Here is a 22,904-nt window from a genome sequence, read left to right on the forward strand (position 1 = left end):
ATTCACATAAATGCGCCCTGCACCTGGCAACAGCTGCAGCACCATGCCCCGGCGATCCTGCTGAATCCGCAGATGATGGGCACTTGCCTGATGCGTAGCGAGCACCAAATCGTTATCGGGCGCGCTGCCCACCGTAAGCACAGCTTGCTTCCAGTGGAAATTTTCGCGGGCCGAATGAGGAAATTCGATGCGCATCTGTGAGCCGTTCGATAGACGGCGGGACTCTAACAGATGACCGCGATGCTCCGGCATACCGTTATGCTTAAGCCTGCCTAATTAAGCCTGTCCAAAACACGGAGTTCGTGATGCCAAAGATCGACATACGCAAGCCACACCATCTTTCGCTGGCCGATGCCCGTGCCGAGGTCGTGCAGGTGGCGGCGCGCATGCAGGAAAAATTTGGCATCGAAGGCCAATGGCAAGGCGATGTTTTCAGCTTTAACCGTTCCGGGGTGAGCGGCACGATTGCCGTTGAGAGCGAGGCCATCCAGGTCAAGGCGGAGCTGGGCATGATGCTCGCACCGCTCAAGGGAATGCTCGAGCAAGAGATTCAGCGCAAGCTAAATGAGCATTTTGCTTGATGATTCTTTAACCAAAGCATATTCCATGGCATAATCACCTGCTTACGCGGCCACAACGGCTGCACACGCACCCACCGGAACGCATGGCCAAAGACGCATTCTTACCGGCGACAAGGTGAAGGTCGAAATGACCCCCTACGACCTGACCAAGGGTCGTATCACCTATCGCATGAAATAAAACATCCGGGCGAGCCCAGAGTCATGGGCTGAATCCAGCGGCGCAGTCATACCGTAGTTTTCTGCACTTAAGGTGCACCCCGCCATAAAAGAGGCCGCGCAATGCGCGGCCTCTTTTTGCTGCCTGACACCTGCCGAAACCTCAGAATACGGTGGCCGGAAGCTTGGCCGCCGCCTCGGTATTTACCTGCAGTTCACCGTCGCGCACGCTTAGCAGCACCTTGCCGCCATCAGCCAGCTTGCCGAACAGCAACTCGTCGGCCAGTGCACGCTTCACTTTCTCCTGGATCACCCGGGCCATCGGCCGCGCACCCATTTGCGGGTCAAAACCATGCTCGGCCAACCAGCGGCGGGCATCCGCATCGACATCCAGGGTTACGTGCTTCTCGGTCAACTGAGCTTCCAGCTCGAACAGGAACTTGTCGACTACTCGCAGGATATGGTCGAAATCCAGTGCATTGAACTGAATGATGGCATCCAAACGGTTGCGGAACTCCGGTGTGAAGCTACGGCGAATCACTTCCATCGCATCAGTGGCATGGTCTTGCTTGACGAAACCGATGCCACGGCGCGACGCCTGCTGGGCACCTGCATTGGTCGTCATGACCACCACTACATTCTTGAAGTTGGCCTCGCGCCCATTGGTATCCGTGAGCACGCCTCGGTCCATGACCTGTAGCAGCACATTGAATACATCCGGATGCGCTTTTTCGATCTCGTCGAGCAGTAAAACGGCATGAGGATGCTTGGTGACCGCCTCGGTCAGCAGACCGCCTTGATCGAAGCCCACATAGCCAGGAGGTGCACCGACCAGACGCGAAACCGAATGCGCCTCCATGTACTCGGACATATCAAAGCGAATCATCTCGATACCGAGCTGCATCGCCAATTGCTTGGTCACCTCGGTTTTACCCACACCGGTGGGGCCGGCCAGCAAGAAGCAGCCAATCGGCTTGGACGGATCGGCCAGCCCTGACCGCGCCATCTTGATCGATGCAGAGAGCGCCTCGATCGCCGCATCCTGGCCAAACACCACCATCTTGAGATTGCGCTCAAGATTACGCAGCACGTCACGATCCGAAGCCGAAACCTGCTTGGCCGGAATACGCGCCATCTTGGCCACGATGTACTCGACCTCGGGCACATCGACCTTGCCGGTACGCTGGTCTTCCGGCAGCAGACGCTGACGCGCCCCCGCCTCATCGATGATATCGATGGCCTTGTCCGGCAGCAGGCGGTCGGGAATGTGCTTTACCGACAAATCGACCGCCGCCTTCAATGCCTCATTGGTATAGGCAACGTTATGGTGCTCTTCAAAGCGAGACCGCAAGCCCTTCAGAATCTCGAAGCTGTCGGCCACGGTTGGCTCGACCACATCGATCTTCTGGAAGCGACGAGCCAGTGCGCGGTCTTTCTCGAAAATGCCGCGGAATTCCTGGAAGGTCGTCGATCCGATGCAACGCAGCTCGCCTGAGGCCAGCATCGGCTTGATCAGGTTGCTGGCGTCCATAGTGCCGCCGGAAGCGGAGCCTGCGCCGATGATGGTGTGAATTTCATCGATAAACAGGATCGCGCCAGGCTGTTTTTTCAGCTGGGCGATAACCGCCTTCAGGCGCTTTTCGAAGTCGCCGCGGTATTTGGTGCCAGCGACCAGGGCGCCCAGATCGAGCGACCAGATGGTGGCGCCTTCCAGCACCTCGGGTACTTCGCCATCGACGATGCGCTTGGCCAGACCTTCAGCAAGCGCCGTCTTGCCCACGCCGGCTTCGCCGACATAAAGCGGATTGTTTTTACGGCGGCGGCACAGCACCTGGATCGTGCGTTCAATCTCATCCTGACGGCCGATCAGCGGATCGATCTTGCCCTCAAGCGCCAACTCATTGAGATTGCTCGCATATTCATTAAGCGGATTGCCCTTAGGCTCACCACCGTCCTCGCCTTCACGCTCACTGCCGGGATTATTCGAGGTCGGCTCGTCACCGATTTTGGCAATACCGTGCGAGATGTAATTGACCACATCCAGCCGGGTGATTTCCTGCTGATGCAGAAAATACACGGCGTGCGAATCTTTTTCGCCAAAAATAGCGACTAATACGTTGGCCCCGGTGACCTCTTTACGGCCGGAGGACTGCACGTGATAGACCGCTCGCTGCAGCACCCGCTGGAAACCCAGCGTGGGCTGGGTATCCCGCTCGTCACCGTGCGGCAACACCGGCACCGTCTCGGCGATGATTTTTTCCAGTTCGCTGGTCAAACGGGGTAGATCGGCGCCACAGGCACGCAGGGCGCCCAGGGCCGACTGGTTTTCAGTGAGCGCGAGTAATAGGTGCTCCACGGTCATGAACTCGTGGCGCTGCTCGCGGGCCTGCTTGTAGCACTGGCCGATGGTGACTTCGAGATCCTTGCTAAACATCCGGACCGTCTCCGCTTAGATGGCTGCGGCGCGTTGCCGCGATGGCTACAACGTGGGGGGCGATCAGAGTTTTTCCATAGTGCAAAGTAAAGGATGTTGATGAGCACGTGAGTATTCGTTCACGTGAGTGACCTTAGTCTCGGCCACCTCCCGTGTAAATACACCGCAAACACCTTTGCCTTGGGTATGCACATGCAACATCACCTGCACCGCCTGCTCCTGATCCAGGTTAAAGAAACTGCGTAACACCTCGACCACGAAATCCATGGGGGTGAAATCGTCATTGATCAGCAATACCCGGAACAGCGGTGGTCGCGCCACCTCTGGCCGGGAAGTTTCCAGCGCCAGACCGTGTCCGGTGCCTTGTTCGTTTTCAGGTTCGTGGGCCATGGGGACTATGTAGCAGAGCGTGGTTAAAAGTATACCGCTGCGGCGATGGGACTCAGGTCAATTCCACACCGCAAGCGGCAAGCCTGCAGTAGGTAATGGCACAATGGTCACTTTTCCAGGGCTGCCGCATTCGGCATACCGTGGCATGCGTGGTGGCTGACGGCGGGCGCTATTTGATGGTCGAAGAGGAGGTCAATGGCTGGCTTGCCTACAACCAACCGGCCGGACATCTCGAAAACGGCGAGAGCCTGGCCAGCGCGGCCTTGCGTGAAACCCTGGAAGAAACCGGCTGGACGGTGCAGCTCGAACACCTGATCGGCATCCATCAATGGCGCAGCACCGAGCATGGCGAAAGCGTGCTTCGCTTTAGTTTCGCCGCCCGGCGACTTAGCCACGATCCGCTCAGGACACTGGATGCCGGTATCCGTCGCAGCTTGTGGCTGACCCGCGCCGAGATCGCCGCCCTTGGCGACCAGCTGCGCAGCCCGCTGGTCTTGCTAAGCATCGATGCATGGCTTGCCGGCCAGCGTCTGCCGCTAACGGCACTGAATAGCCTGCTGACCGAGGATCGCTACCCGTGAGCACGCCCCCGATCAAGGTCATGCTAGGCATCTCCGGAGGCGTGGACTCCTCCGTCGCCGCGCTGCTTTTGCAACGTGACGGCTATGCGGTCGAAGGCCTGTTCATGCAGAACTGGGAAGAGGACGACCGCAACGGCCCCTGCACCACCGATACGGACCGTAAAGACGCCGTCGCGGTCTGCGGACGCCTGGACATTCCTTTTCACGCACGCAATTTCGCCAGTGAATATTGGGACGGCGTTTTCGAGCACTTTCTTGCCGAATACCGGGCGGGTCGCACGCCCAACCCCGATGTGCTGTGCAATCGGGAAATCAAATTCAAGACCTTTCTGGACGAAGCGCACGCGCTGGGTGCGGCCAAGATCGCTACCGGCCATTACGCCCGGGTGGATCAGTGCGACGGACGCTATCGCCTGCTGCGCGCACTCGATGCCAGCAAGGATCAAACCTATTTTCTGCATGCCCTGGGCCAGCAGCAACTCGCCGCCACCCTGTTTCCACTCGGGGAAATAGAGAAAACCCAGGTGCGTCAAATGGCCTTGGAGGCGGCCTTGCCGACTCATGCCAAAAAGGACTCTACCGGCATTTGCTTTATCGGCGAGCGCGACTTCCGCAGCTTCTTGTCCCAATACATCCCGGCCCGGCCTGGAGTCATGCGCAGCCCCGAAGGCGCGCTTATTGGCGAACACCAGGGTGTGATGTATTACACCTTGGGCCAACGCAATGGCTTAGGCATCGGCGGCCGCCACGGCGCCAGTGGCGAGCCTTGGTACGTGGTCGGCAAAGATGTCGCGGCCAACATCCTTTACGTCGCCCAGGGTGGCGAGAATCATTGGCTGCATTCGCGCAGGCTGCGCGCAGAAGCGCCCAGCTGGGTGGCCGGCGTAGCTCCGGCCAGCGTATTCCGCTGCACGGCCAAAACCCGCTATCGCCAACACGACCAGAGCTGTACGGTGCACGTACTTAGCGATGGTGTCGAGGTGTATTTCGACGAGCCGCAACGCGCCGTGACCCCGGGACAGTCCATCGTGTTTTATGACCATGAAGCCTGTCTGGGCGGCGCCGTCATCGACGTTACCGACGCCCCATTCGGTGGCTGGACGGACCGCGTCCACAGCCCTCTTTCCTCTTCTGTATCAAGCGAGTCAGTCCAAGGTGTTTGAAGCTTTTGCCATGAATGAAGAGCGCGTACTCGCGCTTGCGGGCCTGTTTCAGGCCACCTCCTTAGCCCAGCAACTGGCCAACGACGGTCGCTGCGACGAGGGGGCCATGGAGGCCAGCCTCGGCAGTATCTTCCGTATCGACGCCCCCTCCGTGGCGGATGTCTACGGCGGTGCTTCCGGTGTACGCCTGGGCTTGCGCAATCTGATTGCCCAACTGGACGAAAACGGCCGCGACATGGCGGTCACGCGCATGGCGGTTACCGTCATCCGGCTAGAACGTAATTTATCGCGCCAATCCGACCTGTTGAACAAGCTGCAGCAAGGTATTGTCTCCGCACAGCGTCAGGTCGAACACTTCGGCATGGGCTCGCCCCAGGTCATCAGTCGCCTGGCCGAGCTGTACTCGTCCACCCTGTCAACGCTGAAACCGCGGGTGATGGTCACTGGCAACCCCCAGCAATTGCAGCAAGCGAATATGGTCGAGCGGGTTCGCGCCAACTTGCTTGCCGCCGTGCGCTCGGCGGTGCTCTGGCGCCAGGTCGGCGGCCGTCAATGGCAGCTGATCTTGTATCGCCGCCAATGCAGCATGCTGGCCCGTGGACTGCTTACCGGGACGACGCTGGATAACGGCTGAGCTCAGTTCATTCGTCGATGAGTTTCAGGCCTGGCCGCTGTCGGGCCAATTGACGCAGTAGCTCGGCGAAAGTCTGTAAATCGCCCCGCCATGGCGAAGCCTCGCGCCAGTACAAGGCAATCTCCCGGCCAGGCCCCTGCCCCTTGATCTTGGTCAACACGATGTCTGGCATCGAAGCCAGGCGATCATGTGCCAGCACCGGCACCAGGGCGTAGCCGCCGCGCAGACTGACCAGTGCCGCCAGGCTTTCCAGGCTGACGTCCTGCACATGACCGTTGTCGGCGGCATCACCGGGCAGGCCATCGGCGTGGCTTTCGCTCATCAAGGTGGCCTCGCCAGCATCGAGCTGATCCAATGCCACGCTGCGACGGCCGGCCTGCGGATGGTCGGCCCGGAACATCAGCTCCCACGGCTCGAAAAACAGCGGCCGCATGGCCAATCCACTGGCGGCAGCGGCGGGCGGACCCAGCACGGCATCCAGCTCGCCCTCATGCAGGCGACGCAGCAATCCACGTGGCTTGCCCTCGGAAAGGCTTAACCGCACACCCGGAAAATGCTGCGGAAAGGGACCAATCAGGTGCGGCAGCAAATACGGTCCCAGGGTCGCCGGCACACCGAGCCGCAGCTCGCCGCCAAAGGCAACCTCACCGGCTCGCGCGGCCTGCTGCAGATGCTCGGCAGCATCCAGCACCATGTCGATCTGCTCTAGCAGGCGCTGCCCACCTGCCGTCGGCACAATCCGCCGCCCACCGCGCTCGAATAGCGGCGAGCCCAGCGCCTGCTCCACTTTTTGCACTTGATGAGATAGCCCCGACGGGCTGATGTGCATCGCCCTCGCTGCGCTATTGAAACTGCCATGCCGATGCACGGCCTGAACCAGGGCCAGATCACGCAGCGACACCGCGGAAAGGGACATCGAAATCATCGAACGCTGCATGTCGTCATATGCGTTTGTCTGGCGGGGCCCGCAGCCCCAAGCTATGCGGCACAGCACCGGGGCGCGGCGTGTTCCCAGTGAAAGGCGATTCTAATGCCTGCAGCCTGCATCTGCCGCCTCGATCACTCGAATCGGTTCGCGACGACCACCGTTTGGGCGATAATCGCAGCCTTTAAGTGGCGGCAGGCCAGCTTCAGGCGGTACAGCCCTTTTGCACAGCGACACCCCACACCTATCCCAGCCGCAGGATCCAGCCAGGAGTTATCTGATGAAAGATTCATTTTCGGTACGCGACCGTCTCGAAACCAACGGCAAGAGCTACGCCTTTGCCAGCCTGACCAAGCTGGGTCAGCGTTTCGATATCAAACAACTACCTTATTCGCTGAAGATCCTGCTAGAGAATCTGTTGCGCCACGAAGATGGCGTCAACGTAACCGCCAAAGAAATCGAAGCGGTGGCCAACTGGAACGCCAAGGCTGAGCCAGACACCGAGATTTCCTTTATGCCGGCCCGCGTGGTCTTGCAGGATTTCACCGGCGTGCCCTGCGTCGTCGACTTGGCCGCCATGCGCGACGCCGTGGTCAAGCTGGGTGGCGACGCTACCCAGATCAACCCGCTGGCTCCAGCCGAGTTGGTTATTGACCACTCCGTGCAGGTCGATGCATTCGGCTCCACCAGCGCGCTCGAAAAGAACGTCGAGATCGAGTTTGAGCGCAATCAAGAGCGTTATTCGTTCCTGCGCTGGGGCCAGAAAGCGTTCAACAATTTCAAAGTCGTGCCGCCGCGCACCGGTATCGTGCACCAGGTGAACCTGGAGCATCTTGCCCGCGTGGTGTTCACCGCAGAAAAAGGCGGCGAAAGCTGGGCTTATCCGGACACCGTGTTCGGCACCGACTCGCACACCACCATGATTAATGGCATCGGCGTGCTGGGCTGGGGCGTCGGCGGCATCGAGGCCGAAGCCGCCATGCTGGGCCAGCCGTCGTCCATGCTGATTCCGCAGGTCGTAGGCTTCAAGCTCACCGGCAAACTGCCTGAAGGTGTCACCGCTACCGACCTGGTGCTGACCGTGACGCAGATGCTGCGCAAGCTGGGCGTGGTCGGCAAGTTCGTCGAGTTCTTCGGCGACGGCCTCAAGCACCTGCCGCTGGCCGATCGCGCCACCATCGCCAACATGGCGCCAGAATACGGCGCTACCTGCGGCATCTTCCCGGTCGATCAGGAAGCACTGAACTACATGCACCTGTCTGGCCGCAGCGATGAGCAGATCGCGCTGGTCGAGGCTTATGCCAAAGCCCAGGGCATGTGGCATGACGAGCACAGCATCGAACCGCGCTTCACCACCACGCTGGAACTGAATCTGGCCGAAGTGCGACCGTCACTGGCCGGCCCCAAGCGTCCGCAGGATCGTGTGCTGCTGGAAGGCGTCAAGCAGAGCTTCCACGACGCCGTCGGCCCGCTCACCAGCAACCGCAAGCCGAAAAATGGCGAGGTGGCCAATTTCGCCAACGAAGGCGGCTCGACCGCGATCGGCAACGCCGCCAACGAGATCACCAACGGTGGCGTGCGGGTGGAGAAGGACGGCCAGACCTTCCTGCTCGGCGACGGCGCGGTAGTCATTGCCGCGATCACCTCGTGCACCAACACCTCCAATCCAGCGGTCATGCTGGGCGCCGGCCTGCTGGCCAAGAAGGCAGCCGCCAAGGGCCTGACCTCCAAGCCCTGGGTGAAGCCATCGCTCGGACCCGGTTCGCTGGTGGTCACCGACTACCTGGAAAAGACCGGCCTGCTGAAAGAGCTGGAAAAGGTCGGCTTTTACGTGGTCGGCTACGGCTGCACCACCTGCATCGGCAACTCCGGCCCGCTGCCGCTGGAAATCAGCAAGGGCATTGCCGAGGGCGATCTCGCCGTAGCATCGGTACTGTCGGGCAATCGCAACTTTGAAGGCCGCGTACACCCCGAAGTGAAGATGAATTACCTAGCCTCGCCGCCGCTGGTGGTCGCCTATGCGCTGGCCGGCACGCTGGATATCGATCTGACCAAGGACGCGCTCGGCATCGGCAACGATGGTCAGCCGGTGTATCTGAAAGATATCTGGCCGAGCAACAAGGAGATCTCCGACACCATCGCCGGCGCGATCAACCCGGCCATGTTCGAGAAGAACTACGCCGACGTCTTCAAGGGTGACAGCCGCTGGAACCAGATCGCCTCCCCGGATGGCGCCTTGTTCAAGTGGGACGACTCCACCTACATCAAGAACCCGCCGTACTTCGACGATATGAGCGCCGAACCAGGCACCATCGAAGACATCCACGGCGCCCGCGTGCTCGGCCTGTTCGGTGACTCGATCACCACCGACCACATCTCCCCGGCCGGCTCGATCAAGAAAGACAGCCCTGCGGGCCGCTTCCTGATCTCCAAAGGTGTCGACGCCAAAGACTTCAACTCCTACGGCTCACGCCGTGGCAACGACGACGTGATGGTGCGCGGCACCTTTGCCAACATCCGCATCAAGAACCTGATGCTGAATGGCGTGGAAGGCGGCTACACCCTGCACGTACCCAGCGGCGAACAACTGGCGATCTACGATGCCGCGATGAAGTACAAGGCGGAGAAAACCCCGCTGGTGGTACTGGCCGGCAAGGAATACGGCACCGGCTCTTCGCGTGACTGGGCTGCCAAAGGCACCCTGTTACTGGGCGTGAAGGCGGTCATTACGGAGAGCTTCGAGCGTATTCATCGCTCCAATCTGGTCGGCATGGGTGTACTACCCTGCCAGTTCCAGGACGGCGAGAACGCGCAGACGCTCGGCCTCACCGGCAAGGAGACCTTCGATATTGTCGGCCTGCAAGGCGGCGAGTCGAAGACCGCCCAGGTCACGGCCACTGCCGAGGACGGCAGCAAGAAGCAGTTCACTGTGAAAGTGCTGCTGCTGACCCCCAAGGAGCGCGAGTTCTTCCGCCATGGCGGCATCTTGCAATACGTGCTGCGCCAGCTGGCCAGCAAGAAGACGGCCTGAGTCGTATCCGGGCCTGATCCCTTAAGAGACGACCTGCAAAGGTGAGCAGCAAAAAAACCGCCCTGGTATCCGGGGCGGTTTTCTTTTGCGCTTTAAATACAAAACATCGAGCCTACGCGCTGATTCAACAGGCGCTGCAAACGGCGTTTCCAGCGCACAAATCACGCTGCGACGCGGCTTGCCGCTGTACTCGCCCGTATGCTCCAATGCCATTCCCTGTTGATGCCCGATGCTGGTCATCGCCAACGTCCACGGGGTTATCGAAACTGGAGCTTGGGATCAAACATGAGCAATGAGCGTCCGTGGCTGAAGCACTATCCGGATGGCATACCCGCACAGGTCGACATTAATCAATACGCCTCGGTCGTCGCGGTATTAGATGAAGCGTTCGAACGTTTTCGCGATCGTCCGGCCTTCACCAATTTCGGCAAGCAGATCAGCTACGGTCAACTCGACGAACTGAGTCAACACTTCGCCAACTATCTCACCGGCGAACTCAAGCTCAGCAAAGGCGATCGCATCGCCCTGATGATGCCTAACGTGCTGCAGTATCCCATTGCCTTGTTTGGCGCGCTGCGCGCCGGCATGGTGGTGGTCAATACCAATCCGATGTACACCGGTCGCGAGCTTAAGCATCAACTCGAAGATGCCGGTGCGAAGGCCATCGTCGTATTGGACAATTTCGCCGCCACGCTGCAACAAGTGGTCGCCGAAACCAGCATCAAGCACATCGTCACCACCGGTATTGGCGACCTGCTCGGCTTCCCCAAAGGGGCGCTGATCAACTTCGTGCTCAAACACGTCAAGAAGCTGGTGCCGGCCTTCCAGTTGCCGCATGCCGTGCGCTTTCGCGATGCACTCGCGCGAGGCGCGACGCACCCGGCTCAAAAAGCCACACTGAATCACGACGACATTGCCTTTTTGCAGTACACCGGCGGCACTACCGGCGTCGCCAAAGGGGCCATGCTTACGCACGGCAACATGGTCGCCAACATGATGCAGGCGGGCGCCTGGATCGGCACGAACGCCAAGCTCGGCCATGAAGTCATTATCACGGCGCTGCCGCTTTATCACATCTTTTCACTGACCGCTAATGGCCTGGTATTCATGCGGCTCGGCGGCCTGAACTGGCTGATCACCAACCCGCGCGACATGCCCGGCTTTGTGAAGGAGTTGAAGAAGTCGCAATTCACCGCCCTGACTGGCGTCAATACGCTGTTCAATGGCTTGCTCAATACGCCGGGGTTTGCCGAGCTCGATTTTTCACGCCTGCATCTCACCCTTGGCGGTGGCATGGCAGTGCAGCGCGCAGTAGCCGAACGCTGGAAGAAGGTCACCGGCTGCACCCTCGCCGAAGCTTATGGCCTAACCGAAACCTCTCCGGCTGTCTGCATCAACCCGCTCGATATCAAGGCCTATAACGCCTCGATTGGGCTACCAGTGCCCTCCACCGATGTTGCTATCTGGTCGGAAGACGGCAAGCCACTGCCCACCGGTGAAGTCGGTGAGCTGATGGTGCATGGCCCGCAGGTCATGAAGGGTTATTGGCAGCGTCCGGACGAGACCATCAAGGTTCTCGGCGATGACGGCTGGCTGCATACCGGCGACATTGCCCGGATGGATGAGAACGGCTACTTCTATATTGTCGATCGCAAGAAAGACATGATTCTCGTCTCCGGCTTCAATGTTTATCCGAACGAAGTCGAAGACGCCGTGATGCTGCATCCAGGCGTGGCCGAAGTCGCCGCGGTCGGCATTGCCGACGAACATTCTGGCGAAGCGGTGAAATTGTTCGTGGTTCGCAAAGACCCCAATTTGACGGTTGAGGACTTGAAGCAGTTTTGCCGCGACAATCTCACCGGCTACAAGCGTCCCAAGATCATCGAGTTCAGGGACTCTTTGCCCAAGAGCAATGTAGGCAAAATTCTCCGCCGCGAACTGCGCGACCAGAAGCCAGCGCAAGTCGCCGCGGGCTGATCTTGGGGGCACAGCCACCTGCGTCTACCTGACAGGGATAGGCGCGGGTGACTCACCAACCCGCCAGTGGCGACTCAATCGTCTCGCCAATGCTCCAGAATGTCGGCATAGCCGCCCAACAGGTTCCACAAAGGCACCTGCTTGTCTTCGGGAATACGTGTATAGGCCAGGCCAATATGGCGACTGGACACACGCGCCACGACCGCTTCCAGGTGAATATGCAGGTCATGACCGAAAATCATGTCCAGCATCCAGCTCTGCCCTACTTCGCCCAGCCACCCCAAGGGGCGCCGCAGCAGCACGCCTGTCGCTGATATATCCACCAATTCCGTAGGCTGCGATTGATTGCCGCGGCTCATCAGTACCGTGGTTTCGATGCGCATGCGCGCAGGACGTAACTGCCCGGAATCGCTAGCTAGATTGTCATCGGCTTTGGTCACCACCACCCCTCCTCTCGCACCGTGAATCCCCTGGCACGCGTGTTGACCCCGTCCCGTGATCAACCCTGTCTGCTCAGCACCCGTCGAACGGGATGCCGTTCATTAGTTAGATAAGCAAGTGACGTGCCATAGCCTGTCATGGCTAATACGAACGCCCTTACACTGCAAACGTTACAAAAAGACCAAAGCAACCTGCCCCTTCGCGCAACGGCCCGACGCGGCAGGTCACATGCTGCCCATACATCGTGCCGCGATCCCCCGCCTAGGATATGCGCCATGGCCGAATCGAGCGATAGATTCGGCTTAACCGCCCCTATTTAGCACACTGGACTTGCTGTCCATCAGCCGCTACTCTGTGACCCACGCTCTAGGTTCTTGGGTGCGCGCAGGCCAGTCGAAATTGGCCATAACAGCCCACTCGGCACACACAGCAACCGCTAAATCGTTGATGACTTACCTCGTCACAACGCAGCTTGCATCACCTGAACAAGTGGGGATGCCGCAACGGTCGCTCACGGCCAACCTGATCGAACCGTTTCATTATGTGGTGCAGCGACGATGGCATATTCGAGCCTCGGTTGAGCACCGTGCTAATTAGCTTTATAGGGTCCAGCTTCATTTGGGTCATGGGGTCGCCGCTTTATAGCCGCTGCCCATATGGGGACATTCCGTAAGCGAATGCCGGTGGAACGAACGGTTCCTAACGTGTTGAACGTATGACTAGCCGTCCTGGGCGGCTTAACGACATGTATTGATGAGCACTGAGCCCGAGGCCGTTACAGCACCGCAAGACGCTTTTGCGTCGGTACCGCAACAGCAGGAAATGCCGCTAGCCATTGTGCGCGGCGAACCGCTACTGCAGATGCCACAGGATCTGTACATTCCACCGGATGCGCTTGAGGTCATTCTTGAGGCATTCGAAGGGCCACTTGATCTACTGCTGTATCTGATTCGTAGACAGAATCTAGACATTCTCGATATTCCGGTTGCCGAAATTACCCGGCAATACATGGCTTATATCGACTTGATGCGCGACGTGATGCGCCTGGAACTGGCGGCAGAATATCTGCTGATGGCCGCCATCCTGGCTGAAATCAAGTCACGGCTGTTATTGCCACGCCCCCCTTCAGAGGAAGGTATTGAAGAGGATCCACGCGCAGAATTGGTGCGGCGCCTGCAGGAGTATGAGCGCTTCAAGCGCGCAGCCGAAGACATTGAAGCGCTGCCACGGCTAGAGCGTGACACCGTCGTCGTACAGGCGGACATGGGCGAGCGCAACATCATCAAGGTGCCGCCGCCGCTGGATCTAAAAGAAATGCTGCTGGCGCTGAAAGATGTCATGCACCGGGCCGAATTGTTCGGGCATCACGCCATCAAGCGCGAGGCACTCAGCGTACGTCAACGCATGGGCGAACTGCTTGGCCGCTTGAGCGACAGCAGTTTTCATCGTTTCGAAACGCTGTTCGAGATGAGTGAGGGGCGGCTTGGCGTGGTGGTTACCTTTTTAGCCATGCTGGAATTGGCCAAAGAAATGCTGATTGAAATCGTGCAAGAAGAACCGCTTGCGCCCATTTATGTCAAAGCAAAAGTGACACTGACGGAAGAAATCGACGCCACCATGCCCAATGAAACAGCGTTTTTGGCTGGATCTCATTAAATCCCTTTCCATGAGAAACGGCACTTCATGGCAGTCATTTCATCCAACGATGCCGATAACTCGGTAATCATGAATCCGCATCCGACCTAAGGCTATGCAGATCGAGCAACTCAAACCCATTCTTGAAGCGGCTTTACTAGCCTCTACTCACCCCATGACCGTCCAACAGCTGGGCGATTTGTTCAGTGAAGAGGACGAGGTCGGCCGTGAAGAGATCGCCAAGGCGCTGGAGGCGCTGGGCGCCGATTGCGAAGGCCGCGGCGTACAGCTACTCGAAGTAGCATCGGGTTTTCGCTATCAGGTGCGGCAAGAAGTGCATCCGTGGATTTCACGGATGTGGACAGAAAAACCCAGCCGCTACTCACGCGCACTGCTCGAAACGCTAGCCCTGATCGCCTACCGCCAACCGATCACTCGTCCTGAAATCGAACAGATCCGCGGTGTGGTCGTTTCATCCAACATCATCAAGACCATGGAAGAGCGCGAGTGGATCCGCGTCGTCGGTTACCGCGACGTACCAGGTAAGCCCGCACTGTTTGGCACCACCCGCGTATTTCTCGACTACTTCAATCTGAAGTCGCTGGACGAGTTACCTCCGCTCTCGGAAATCCGCGACATGGAAGACCCGCAGATGCGCCTGGACCAAGAGCCGCTGCCCGCCTACGTCGCGCGCGACCTGCCCATTGATCCGGATGTAGAAGAAGACATCGAGCAAGATTCGGCCGAAACACAGCCTCCGGCAGAATCCATTCATAGCGAAGATACCCAAGCAGTTGCTGACACCTCGCATGATCAGCATTTGCACAGCGACCATCGCGAAGCAGCGAACCCCGAGGCTCTGCCCCACGAACAACCGCCGGAGACTGAACCCTCCAGCGCCTCACCTGAAAACCACTCAGCCGAGCTCGACAAGACTCATCCCGTCGAGGTCACAACAACAGCCACTGCCGACGAGGCAGCGAACCTGGCGGAAGCCGAATCCGGCGAAGCCGAGCAAGAGACTAAGGAGTACCGCGCATGAATGCGCCGCAAAAATCCGTTCTGACCCTGAAGCGCGAACCGCGCACCGACACCGATACCCCGCTGCTGGAAGAGCGCTTGCATAAAGTGCTGGCCAATGCGGGCCTTGGCTCTCGCCGTATGCTGGAGCAGCGCATCCAAGCCGGTGAGGTCGAAGTCAATGGCACTGCCGCTGGCATTGGAGCTAGCGTACACGCCGGTGATCGTGTCGTTCTAGACGGCAAACAGTTTGTTGTCGCCACCGACAACCGCGACGAAACCGAAGTACTGGTCTATCACAAGCCTGAGGGCGTGGTAACCACTCGTGAAGATCCCGAAGGCCGCCCGACCGTGTTCGAACAGCTGCCGCGCCTGAAAGGCGCTCGCTGGGTCGCCGTAGGCCGCCTCGATATCAACACCACCGGCTTATTGCTACTCACCACCGACGGCGAACTGGCCAACGTGTTGATGCATCCCAAAAGCGGCCTCGAGCGCGAATACTTGTGCCGCGTGCACGGCGAAGTGCCCGACGAGATGATCGAAAAGCTCAAGGCCGGCGTCGAACTCGAAGATGGCCCCGCCCGTTTTGACGAAATCGCCGTAATCAGCCGTGGCGGTAGCCACAGCTGGTTCCGCGTCGTCATCCGCGAAGGCCGTAACCGCGAAGTCCGTCGCTTATGGGATTCGCAAGGCTTTCTGGTTAGCCGGCTCAAGCGTATTCGTTACGGTAGTGTCGGCCTGCCGCGCACCCTGCGCCGCGGCGACTGCGAAGCGCTGGGTGAAGACGCCGTCAAGCAACTGCGCAAAGCCATCGGCCTGGGCGCAGCCCAGCCGGTACTGACACTTAGCCCGGTGCTGCATCAGCGTCGTGCCAACCGCCAGGTTACCGAATACCGTCCCGAGCGCGGCGCCAGCCAGGCTTGGAGCAGCGGACATCAGGACGAAGCCCGCGAGTTGCGTGCCTACGATCGCATTCGCGAAGAACCCACTCGCGGCGGCAAACAACGCCGACGCCCCGGCCAGGAAGTCAACGGCAACGTTGCCCGTCCTGATCGCACACCGGTAAATACCGGTCGCCGCCCGAGCAAGCGCGGCGTCGCCCCAGGCCAAGAACTGCCCTCGGTGCGCAGCTGGTTTGCCGGCGAGAGCCGTACCGGTGAAAGCAGCGGCCGTCCCGGCAACCCAGGCCCTGGCGGTGGCGGCAATCGCCGGCACAGCGGCGGCGGCAAGCCGGCAGGCGCCCGTAGCAACCAAGGTGGCAATCCTTACGGTGGCTTCTCTGCCGGCAATGCCGGTGGCGCCCCGCGTGGCAATGCAGGCAATCGGCAGGGTCAAGGTCAAGGCCAGGGTGGCCGGCCACAAGCTCGCGGCGGCAGTCGTCCTCAAGGCGGTGGCGGTGGACGCCCGCAAGGCACGGGTGGTGGCCGTCCGCAGGGTGGTGGTCGTCCTCAGGGCGGCGGTGGGCGCCCGCAAGGTGGTGGCGGTGGCCGCGGCGGTAACCGGTCAGGCAACCGCTGAGTCACGTAGCATCCACGATGGCCATACCTGTCCGCATCTATCACAACAGTCGCTGCTCAAAATCCCGGGCAGCTCTGGCGCTACTCCAAGAGCAGGGTTGTGAGTGCGAGGTGGTGAACTATCTCGAGACTCCGCCCAGCGTGGAAGAACTCACCGTCTTGCTCGGTCAGCTCGGCATGAGTGCACGTGAGCTGATACGCCAGGGCGAGGCTGAGTACCAGGAGCTGCACCTGGACGAACCGACACTCAGCGAAACAGCGCTGATCAGCGCCATGGCCGAACATCCGCGCTTGATCGAGCGCCCAATCGTGGTCGTCCGCGGCAAGGCTGTGCTGGGGCGGCCGCCCGAGTCAGTGCTTAGATTGCTTTAAAAATGCTCGAGGGAGCGACATCACTGTCGCTCCCTCGAAGTCATGGCCGTGTCTTGTGCTTAGAGCGCGAATATTTCAGCCCAGGTCAAGGGTGAAATCGTCGGCATCCATCCATGCGGGAAAACGCTCTCGATGCGCAAGCAGCGGCGCTGGATCGAGCGCGACCGTAGCAATCTGTTCCTGCGCACCCAATTCAATCAGCGGCTCGCCGACCGGGTCGAGCACTGCGCTGTCACCCGCATAAGGCAAATCATTGCCGTCCACACCGACGCGATTGACACCGATCACATAGCTCAAGTTCTCAATCGCGCGAGCTCGTAGCAAGGTGCGCCAAGGCTGCCGCCGAGGTGCTGGCCAGTTGGCGACAAACAACGCCAGGTCGTAATCCATACCACCCGCGCTGCTCTCCAGCCGGCGATTACGCAGCCACACCGGAAAACGCAGGTCATAACAAACCTGCGGCAAGATCCGCCAGCCCTTCAACTCGACGATCAAGCGTTCTTGGCCACCGCCATAGCGCGTGTGCTCACCCGCCATGCGAAACAAATGCCGCTTGTCGTACTGCGCAAAACTTCCGTCAGGGCGCACCCAAAGCAAGCGGTTATAAACCGTATCGCCTTCGCGAATGGCCAGACTTCCGCAGAGCACCGCATTGACCTCACCGGCCAAGGCACGCAACCACGCAACCCCCTCGCCCTCCATGGTTTCGGCGCTGGCTCGCGTATCGTTGCTAAAACCCGAAAGAAAGGTTTCCGGCAACAGCACCAAATCAGACTGCCCTGCAACGCTGCGCACCAGCTTGTCGTAGTACGCCCGATTGGCCGGTGCATCGTGCCAGCGTGTAGCGCCCTGGATAAGGCTTACGTTTAGAGTTTGCATAGACGCTCCGCCGCAGCCTCCATGGTGGCATCGCTTTTGGCGAAGCACAGTCGCAGCAATCGAGTGTCTGGCGCCTGCTCGCAGAACGGCGTCAATGGAATCGCCGCTACCCCGCCCTGCGTCACCAGCCACTCGCAAAATGCCGTATCCGGCTCATCGCGGATCGCCGAATAATCGACCAGCTGGAAATAGCCGCCAGGCACATCGATCAAGCTCAGCCGGCTTGGCTTGATCAAGGCGCGAAAGCGATCACGCTTGGCCTGATAAAACGCCGGCAGCTCCAGGTAATGTTCGGGCGAGCTCGCCATGAATTCCGCAAACGCTTGTTGCGCTGGATGAAAAGTGCAGAACGTGAGGTATTGATGCACTTTGCGGAACTCTGCCGAGAGCGCCTTCGGCGCCACTGCATAGCCCAGTTTCCAGCCGGTGCAGTGATATGTTTTACCGAATGACGACACCACGATGCTGCGCTCGGCCAATTCCGGATGGCGCAGCACACTTTCGTGCTGTGCACCGTCAAACACAATGTGCTCATACACCTCGTCGGACAGCACCACGATAGGCGTATCGCGCACGATCGCTGCCAGCGCTTCCAGATCGGCAGCCGACAACACCGCACCCGAAGGGTTATGTGGGCTGTTGATGAGAATCATGCGGGTTTTAGCCGTCACCGCGTCGCGCACGCGCTGCCAGTCGATCGAAAACTTCGGCACGGTCAAAGGTATGTGCACGGCGCGTGCGCCCTGCAGCTCAATCGCCGGCTCATAGCTGTCATAAGCGGGATCGAACACAATGACCTCATCGCCATGGCGCACGATCGCGGCGATCGCGGCAAACAACGCCTCGGTAGCGCCGGAGGTCACCGTGACATCGGTATCGGCACTGATATGCCGGCCATACATACGCTGCGTTTTCAACGCGATCTGCTCGCGCAGCGATGCCAGCCCGATACCTGGCGCGTATTGATTGCGGCCCTCGGCCATAGCGCGTGCAACGGCCTCGCGCAAAGCCGGCGGCGGCTCAAAATCCGGAAAGCCCTGCCCTAGATTGACGGCTTTGTGCTCCAGGGCGAGCTGACTCATGACACTGAAAATGGTCGTACCTACTTTCGGAAGCTTGGTTTCGATCTGCATAGTCCGGATGTCTGGATGGCTAAACGGGAAAATTTCGGCGATGCTAGCACGCGGTTTGTGATGAACTTCTTTCCATGCCAAAGGAAGAAGCCCAGCCCACGACTCAAGGCGAAGAAGACCTGATGCAGGCCTCATGCTTGCGCCGAGTCGCTTCAGGAAGGCGCTCAGCAAGAAAATCGACAAAGGCACGCACGCCAGGCAACAACCCGCGGCGACTGGGGTAAACGAAATGCATCGTACCTTCGGGCGCACTCCATTTCGGTAACAGCACCTCAAGCTCACCTTGGGCCACTGCATGCGCACAGACAAATTCCGGCAGCAAGGCCACACCAATGCCACGCCGCGCAGCCTCGAGCAGCACAGCGAAATCGCCGGTAATCAATTGCGGCTGGATATCCACCACCACGCGCTCGCCGTTGGCGCCGATCAGCTCCCAACTATGTGCACCTTCATGCTCATTCATAGTCAAAGCAGGCATCGTGGAAAGGTCAGCCGGTATCTTCGGCCGCCCGGCAACCTTGAGCAGCGCCGGACTGGCTACGGGCAGTACCCGCGACTGGCCAAAACTGCGCATTACCAAGGTGGCATCGGTGTCGAGCTTGCTGCGGACACGAATGGCGATATCGAAGCCTTCGCCGATCAAATCCACCCGGCGATTCGTCGCCTGCAAACGCACCTGAACCTTCGGATGCTGGGCAAGAAATTCCGGCAGCACATGCGCCACGACGGTCTGCGCCAATGACACTGGGCAACTGATCCGCACCACACCACGGGGCTCCGAGCGAAGCTCGTCCACCGCGTCTTGCGCAGCCCTGGCCTCTTCCAACACGGCGCGGCAATGGCCGTAGAAACGCTCACCCACCTCGGTGACCACAAAGCGTCGCGTGGTCCGTTGCAACAAACGCACGCCCAGCCGCTCCTCGAGTTGAGCAATACGCTTACTCAAGCGTGATTTGGGGATGCCAAGTGCCCGTCCGGCTGCCGAAAAACCACCGTGCTCAACCACCGCAGCAAAGAAATACAGGTCGTTGAGATCCTGCAGAGCACCATCCAACATCGTCATCACCATCGTTTCAAATAAGAAACGATAAGTCTGGAAAGTACCGACTTATCGACAGATTGTTCTAATTATATCTTGCACACATCGCCGCTCAGTCCGGCACGTGTCCAAGGAATCGCCATGAAGCTTCTACATATTGACGCCAGCGCCCTAGGCAACCACTCGGTATCTCGTGGCCTGACCGCTGCCATCGTAGCCGAGTTGACCCAGGCCCAGCCTGAGCTGGAGGTCAGCTACCACGACCTCGCCGCCCAGCCCCTACCGCACTGGTCTCCAGTGGCCGATGCCAGCGACCCCGGCGCCCTATTGGGCAGTCAGGTGCTGGAGGCCTTTCTTGCCGCCGACATCATTGTCATCGGCGCCCCCATGTACAACTTCTCGATCCCCAGCCAGCTCAAGGCCTGGATCGATCGCATCATGGTGGCAGGTAAAACCTTCCGTTACACCGAAAGCGGCCCAGTCGGCCTGGCTGGCGGCAAGCGAGTCATCGTGGCATCAAGCCGCGGCGGCTTTTATGGCAGCGACACCGGCGCCGCGTCGCTGGACTTCCAAGAGCCCTACCTTCGGACCATCTTCAAGTTCATCGGCATCGATCAGATCGAATTCGTCCGCGCCGAAGGCGTCAATGTAAGTGCCGACCACAAAGCAGAAGCGCTCAAGTCAGCTCATAGCACTATCGGCGTAGTGAGCCGTAAAGCGGCCTGAAATCCCCCTCCCCGCATGGGCGTCACGCCGATCAAGGCGTGGCGCCATTTTTTTGCGGGGCGCGATAAACCGCCTTGCCGTCCACCCAGGTGCTCAGCGGCTTCAGGTCGGCGATCTCACGCGGGGCAACCGTTAAAGGGTCGCCATTGAGTATCACGAAATCCGCCCGCAGCCCTGGCTTGAGCATACCGACCTCGGCTTCCATAAAAGCCGCATAGGCAGCGCCGCGCGTAAACCCGGCCAAGGCCTGGATGCGGCTCACCCTTTGGTCGGGAAACCAGCCGCCCGGGGGCTGCCCGGACAAATCTTGCCGGGTTACCGCCGCATACATGCCCAGCATCGGATTGACACTCTCCACCGGAAAATCGGAGCCAAAGGCCAGCGGCACCCGCTCATGGATAAAACGCTGCCAGGCATAGGCGCCTTTCAGCCGCGCTACGCCCAGGCGCTGCTCGGCCCAGGGCATATCTGAAGTGGCGTGCGTAGGCTGCATAGAAGCAATCAAGCGCAGTTGGGCGAAGCGCGGAATATCCTCCAGCGCCACGATTTGCGCGTGCTCGACACGCCAACGGTTGTCGTTGGCCGCATCTTTACCCAGCACCGCCTGGTAAGTGTCCAGCACAGTCCGGTTGCCGCGATCGCCGATCGCATGGGTGGCAACCTGGGCCTGGCAACGATGCGCTTTCTCCACGGCGGTCCGATAGGCCTCCGGCGAGGTGACAAATATGCCGCGATTGCCATGATCGTCGTTGTAGTCCGTCAACAACGCGGCGCCACGGCTACCGAGCGCACCATCCATATACAACTTGACCGCATGCATCCGCAGGCGGCCGCTGGGATCCGTCCAATGCCCACCTTGCTGGCATAGCCACTCCAGCGCGGCGTTATTGCCATCGGCCATTTCATACAAGCGCAGCGGGATCTCCCCGGCGCTGGCCAACGCCTGCAGTTGCTTAAAGTCATCCAGGCTCACCCCGGCATCGTGCACACCGGTGAGGCCCGCAGCCACCGCATCGGCAAAGGCATGCCGATAGGCATCCCGGGTCTGTTGCGGGGTAAGCGGCGGCATCGCATCCCGTACCAGGGCCTGGGCACTGTCGATAAGTACCCCGCTGGCCTTGCTGCCCAGCCGTTGAATGCGCCCGCCCTCGGGCTGCCAGTCGCCATCCAGCGCACGCTTGGCACGTTTCATCGCCGCGCTGTTGACCCACACTGCATGCCCATCGACGCGCTCTAGATAGACTGGGCGCTCAGGAAAAGCCTTGTCGAGATCCGCCGCGCTGGGAAAAGATTTTTCCGGCCAACGGTTCTGATCCCAACCCCGCCCGATCAACCATGCATCGGGCGGCAGCTTCACCGCCCAGGCCTTGAGACGCTCGATCGCCTCAGCCTTGGTCTTGCTGCCCACCAGATCGACCTGATTGCTCAGAATGCCCAGGCCCAGCAAATGCCCGTGTGCATCGATCAAGCCGGGAACAACGATGCCGCCTTGCGCGTCCACCGTTGAGGCTTCGGGGTAACGCTTGATCAAATCGGCTGCCTCGCCCACCGCCAGCAACTTGCCATCGTCGCCCCAGGCCAATGCCGTAGCTACCGGACGATCCGGATCCATGGTGTGAATACGTGCATGAGTCAGCAAGGTCGTGGCATACAGCGGCACCATGGCCGTTGCGAGTAAAGCAATCACAGAAAAACGAACCGACAAACGCATCGACAGACTCCTGGCGGAAGACTCAAGCACGGTGCTGACTACAGCCTATCGCCGAGACAAACACCACTGCCGCATGATCTTACGCAAAAAGAGCCTGTTGCCGCACAAACCATCGACCTCAAACGGCTAAGGCAACATCCTCGCGTTCAACAATGTAGCCATACTGCGCCAATCGAATATTGGTCGATGGCCCTGGCATTTCCACGCGAACGATGCGCCCAGAGCGAAGATGCTCGTCACGTGCCACTTCGCGGGCAAGCTTGATCGCCGGCCCCAGGCGTAGATCGCTGAAAAGGGAAAAACCCGAGCGGGATATGCTCCACACACCCTCGACGGACTGCTTGAGCGAATACGTAATCATGTTGATAACCCGTGATGGGCGCGCCTTAGGCGCATCTGAGAAGCCCGGGTCATCGGTTGGCGTTTAAGCTGCAATCTACCTGACTCGCCGAGCAGGCATAGCGTGCGCTAGTCGGCGTCGGCGAACTATCAGCTTAGGGCGTCAGCTCGTGTAGGCGTTCGACTACATCCATCGTTAGATACCCATCATTTCCATACA

Annotated in this window: 21 protein-coding genes and 1 pseudogene; 12 read left to right on the forward strand and 10 right to left on the reverse strand. The window is 59.7% G+C overall.

The window, feature by feature from the left end; genetic code table 11:
• The coding region (locus OUZ52_RS11275) for an FHA domain-containing protein (protein WP_425493834.1) at nt 1-252 on the reverse strand (252 nt) is incomplete at its 3' end.
• Between the two features lie 53 nt (nt 253-305).
• Here OUZ52_RS11275 and OUZ52_RS11280 point away from each other — a divergent pair.
• The gene (locus OUZ52_RS11280; protein WP_266158491.1) at nt 306-581 is read left to right on the forward strand and encodes a polyhydroxyalkanoic acid system family protein; all 276 of its coding nucleotides are present in this window, start codon (nt 306-308) and stop codon (nt 579-581) included.
• Between the two features lie 76 nt (nt 582-657).
• A pseudogene (locus OUZ52_RS11285) lies at nt 658-759 on the forward strand (S1 domain-containing protein); the annotation flags it as partial.
• Between the two features lie 141 nt (nt 760-900).
• Here the strand turns inward: OUZ52_RS11285 and clpA are convergent.
• Both clpA and clpS read right to left on the reverse strand, forming a co-directional pair.
• Complete coding sequence (gene clpA / locus OUZ52_RS11290; RefSeq protein WP_266158492.1) at nt 901-3,171, reverse strand: ATP-dependent Clp protease ATP-binding subunit ClpA; 2,271 nt, start codon at nt 3,169-3,171, stop codon at nt 901-903.
• Nucleotides 3,172-3,234: 63 nt separating this feature from the next.
• Complete coding sequence (gene clpS / locus OUZ52_RS11295) at nt 3,235-3,561, reverse strand: ATP-dependent Clp protease adapter ClpS (RefSeq protein WP_266158493.1); 327 nt, start codon at nt 3,559-3,561, stop codon at nt 3,235-3,237.
• Between the two features lie 95 nt (nt 3,562-3,656).
• Here clpS and OUZ52_RS11300 point away from each other — a divergent pair, with 95 nt between their 5' ends.
• The 3 genes from OUZ52_RS11300 to hflD are packed head-to-tail and all read left to right on the forward strand — an operon-like array spanning nt 3,657 to nt 5,939.
• Nucleotides 3,657-4,142, forward strand: a complete 486-nt coding sequence (locus tag OUZ52_RS11300; RefSeq protein WP_266158494.1) for an NUDIX hydrolase — start codon at nt 3,657-3,659, stop codon at nt 4,140-4,142.
• Nucleotides 4,143-4,153: 11 nt separating this feature from the next.
• Nucleotides 4,154-5,305, forward strand: a complete 1,152-nt coding sequence (mnmA, locus tag OUZ52_RS11305; RefSeq protein WP_323135339.1) for a tRNA 2-thiouridine(34) synthase MnmA — start codon at nt 4,154-4,156, stop codon at nt 5,303-5,305.
• A 10-nt stretch (nt 5,306-5,315) separates the two neighbouring features.
• The gene (gene hflD / locus OUZ52_RS11310) at nt 5,316-5,939 is read left to right on the forward strand and encodes a high frequency lysogenization protein HflD (protein ID WP_266158495.1); all 624 of its coding nucleotides are present in this window, start codon (nt 5,316-5,318) and stop codon (nt 5,937-5,939) included.
• A gap of 7 nt (nt 5,940-5,946) precedes the next feature.
• Here the strand turns inward: hflD and OUZ52_RS11315 are convergent, their stop codons facing one another.
• Nucleotides 5,947-6,876, reverse strand: coding sequence for a LysR family transcriptional regulator (locus tag OUZ52_RS11315; RefSeq protein ID WP_266158496.1), 930 nt, complete (start codon nt 6,874-6,876; stop codon nt 5,947-5,949).
• 268 nt (nt 6,877-7,144) lie between these two features.
• Between OUZ52_RS11315 and acnA the strand changes: the two genes are divergently transcribed.
• Together acnA and OUZ52_RS11325 are read left to right on the forward strand one after the other, a co-directional pair.
• Nucleotides 7,145-9,895 (forward strand): aconitate hydratase AcnA, encoded by a 2,751-nt coding sequence (gene acnA / locus OUZ52_RS11320; protein WP_266158497.1) that lies wholly within the window; start codon nt 7,145-7,147, stop codon nt 9,893-9,895.
• A 285-nt stretch (nt 9,896-10,180) separates the two neighbouring features.
• Nucleotides 10,181-11,872 (forward strand): AMP-binding protein, encoded by a 1,692-nt coding sequence (locus OUZ52_RS11325; protein ID WP_266158498.1) that lies wholly within the window; start codon nt 10,181-10,183, stop codon nt 11,870-11,872.
• Between the two features lie 74 nt (nt 11,873-11,946).
• On the opposite strand, the gene OUZ52_RS11330 is transcribed toward OUZ52_RS11325, so the two are convergent.
• Nucleotides 11,947-12,255 (reverse strand): PilZ domain-containing protein, encoded by a 309-nt coding sequence (locus OUZ52_RS11330; protein ID WP_266158515.1) that lies wholly within the window; start codon nt 12,253-12,255, stop codon nt 11,947-11,949.
• 811 nt (nt 12,256-13,066) lie between these two features.
• On the opposite strand from OUZ52_RS11330, the gene OUZ52_RS11335 reads away from it, so the two are divergent.
• From OUZ52_RS11335 to arsC, 4 genes are all read left to right on the forward strand, one after another.
• Nucleotides 13,067-13,969 (forward strand): segregation and condensation protein A, encoded by a 903-nt coding sequence (locus OUZ52_RS11335; RefSeq protein WP_266158499.1) that lies wholly within the window; start codon nt 13,067-13,069, stop codon nt 13,967-13,969.
• A gap of 94 nt (nt 13,970-14,063) precedes the next feature.
• Entirely contained in the window at nt 14,064-14,990 is a 927-nt protein-coding gene (scpB, locus tag OUZ52_RS11340) for an SMC-Scp complex subunit ScpB (RefSeq protein WP_266158500.1), read from the forward strand.
• Nucleotides 14,987-16,486: a pseudouridine synthase gene (locus OUZ52_RS11345; RefSeq protein WP_266158501.1), complete on the forward strand. Its 1,500-nt coding sequence runs from the start codon at nt 14,987-14,989 to the stop codon at nt 16,484-16,486. The genes scpB and OUZ52_RS11345 overlap by 4 nt, the downstream gene beginning before the upstream one ends.
• Nucleotides 16,487-16,503: 17 nt before the next feature.
• On the forward strand, nt 16,504-16,857 hold the full coding sequence (gene arsC, locus OUZ52_RS11350) for an arsenate reductase (glutaredoxin) (RefSeq protein WP_266158502.1): 354 nt from the start codon (nt 16,504-16,506) through the stop codon (nt 16,855-16,857).
• 75 nt (nt 16,858-16,932) lie between these two features.
• On the opposite strand, the gene OUZ52_RS11355 is transcribed toward arsC, so the two are convergent.
• The 3 genes from OUZ52_RS11355 to OUZ52_RS11365 form a co-directional block, all read right to left on the reverse strand.
• Nucleotides 16,933-17,736, reverse strand: coding sequence for an amidohydrolase (locus OUZ52_RS11355; RefSeq protein ID WP_266158503.1), 804 nt, complete (start codon nt 17,734-17,736; stop codon nt 16,933-16,935).
• On the reverse strand, nt 17,724-18,869 hold the full coding sequence (locus OUZ52_RS11360; protein WP_266158504.1) for a pyridoxal phosphate-dependent aminotransferase: 1,146 nt from the start codon (nt 18,867-18,869) through the stop codon (nt 17,724-17,726). Before OUZ52_RS11360 ends, OUZ52_RS11355 begins: the two co-directional genes overlap by 13 nt.
• 103 nt (nt 18,870-18,972) lie before the next feature.
• Complete coding sequence (locus OUZ52_RS11365) at nt 18,973-19,932, reverse strand: LysR substrate-binding domain-containing protein (protein WP_266158505.1); 960 nt, start codon at nt 19,930-19,932, stop codon at nt 18,973-18,975.
• 117 nt (nt 19,933-20,049) lie between these two features.
• On the opposite strand from OUZ52_RS11365, the gene OUZ52_RS11370 reads away from it, so the two are divergent.
• A complete protein-coding gene (locus OUZ52_RS11370; RefSeq protein WP_266158506.1) occupies nt 20,050-20,634 on the forward strand; it encodes an FMN-dependent NADH-azoreductase in 585 nt (194 codons plus the stop codon).
• A 31-nt stretch (nt 20,635-20,665) separates the two neighbouring features.
• Here OUZ52_RS11370 and OUZ52_RS11375 read toward each other — a convergent pair whose 3' ends face one another.
• The gene (locus OUZ52_RS11375; protein WP_266158507.1) at nt 20,666-22,345 is read right to left on the reverse strand and encodes an amidohydrolase; all 1,680 of its coding nucleotides are present in this window, start codon (nt 22,343-22,345) and stop codon (nt 20,666-20,668) included.
• A gap of 118 nt (nt 22,346-22,463) precedes the next feature.
• Complete coding sequence (locus OUZ52_RS11380) at nt 22,464-22,706, reverse strand: hypothetical protein (RefSeq protein WP_266158508.1); 243 nt, start codon at nt 22,704-22,706, stop codon at nt 22,464-22,466.
• Between the last annotated feature and the right edge of the window lie 198 nt (nt 22,707-22,904).

It is taken from the genome of Dyella silvatica, from assembly GCF_026283955.1.
Lineage (GTDB): Bacteria > Pseudomonadota > Gammaproteobacteria > Xanthomonadales > Rhodanobacteraceae > Dyella_C > Dyella_C silvatica.

Bases quoted from the DNA above. Each gene is read 5' to 3' on its own strand.
- OUZ52_RS11280 (WP_266158491.1), top strand. From the start codon at position 306: ATGCCAAAGATCGACATACGCAAGCCACACCATCTTTCGCTGGCCGAT.
- clpA (WP_266158492.1), bottom strand. From the start codon at position 3,171: ATGTTTAGCAAGGATCTCGAAGTCACCATCGGCCAGTGCTACAAGCAG.
- clpS (WP_266158493.1), bottom strand. From the start codon at position 3,561: ATGGCCCACGAACCTGAAAACGAACAAGGCACCGGACACGGTCTGGCG.
- OUZ52_RS11300 (WP_266158494.1), top strand. From the start codon at position 3,657: ATGGCACAATGGTCACTTTTCCAGGGCTGCCGCATTCGGCATACCGTG.
- hflD (WP_266158495.1), top strand. From the start codon at position 5,316: ATGAATGAAGAGCGCGTACTCGCGCTTGCGGGCCTGTTTCAGGCCACC.
- OUZ52_RS11315 (WP_266158496.1), bottom strand. From the start codon at position 6,876: ATGCAGCGTTCGATGATTTCGATGTCCCTTTCCGCGGTGTCGCTGCGT.
- acnA (WP_266158497.1), top strand. From the start codon at position 7,145: ATGAAAGATTCATTTTCGGTACGCGACCGTCTCGAAACCAACGGCAAG.
- OUZ52_RS11325 (WP_266158498.1), top strand. From the start codon at position 10,181: ATGAGCAATGAGCGTCCGTGGCTGAAGCACTATCCGGATGGCATACCC.
- OUZ52_RS11330 (WP_266158515.1), bottom strand. From the start codon at position 12,255: ATGCGCATCGAAACCACGGTACTGATGAGCCGCGGCAATCAATCGCAG.
- OUZ52_RS11335 (WP_266158499.1), top strand. From the start codon at position 13,067: ATGAGCACTGAGCCCGAGGCCGTTACAGCACCGCAAGACGCTTTTGCG.
- scpB (WP_266158500.1), top strand. From the start codon at position 14,064: ATGCAGATCGAGCAACTCAAACCCATTCTTGAAGCGGCTTTACTAGCC.
- OUZ52_RS11345 (WP_266158501.1), top strand. From the start codon at position 14,987: ATGAATGCGCCGCAAAAATCCGTTCTGACCCTGAAGCGCGAACCGCGC.
- arsC (WP_266158502.1), top strand. From the start codon at position 16,504: ATGGCCATACCTGTCCGCATCTATCACAACAGTCGCTGCTCAAAATCC.
- OUZ52_RS11355 (WP_266158503.1), bottom strand. From the start codon at position 17,736: ATGCAAACTCTAAACGTAAGCCTTATCCAGGGCGCTACACGCTGGCAC.
- OUZ52_RS11360 (WP_266158504.1), bottom strand. From the start codon at position 18,869: ATGCAGATCGAAACCAAGCTTCCGAAAGTAGGTACGACCATTTTCAGT.
- OUZ52_RS11365 (WP_266158505.1), bottom strand. From the start codon at position 19,932: ATGACGATGTTGGATGGTGCTCTGCAGGATCTCAACGACCTGTATTTC.
- OUZ52_RS11370 (WP_266158506.1), top strand. From the start codon at position 20,050: ATGAAGCTTCTACATATTGACGCCAGCGCCCTAGGCAACCACTCGGTA.
- OUZ52_RS11375 (WP_266158507.1), bottom strand. From the start codon at position 22,345: ATGCGTTTGTCGGTTCGTTTTTCTGTGATTGCTTTACTCGCAACGGCC.
- OUZ52_RS11380 (WP_266158508.1), bottom strand. From the start codon at position 22,706: ATGATTACGTATTCGCTCAAGCAGTCCGTCGAGGGTGTGTGGAGCATA.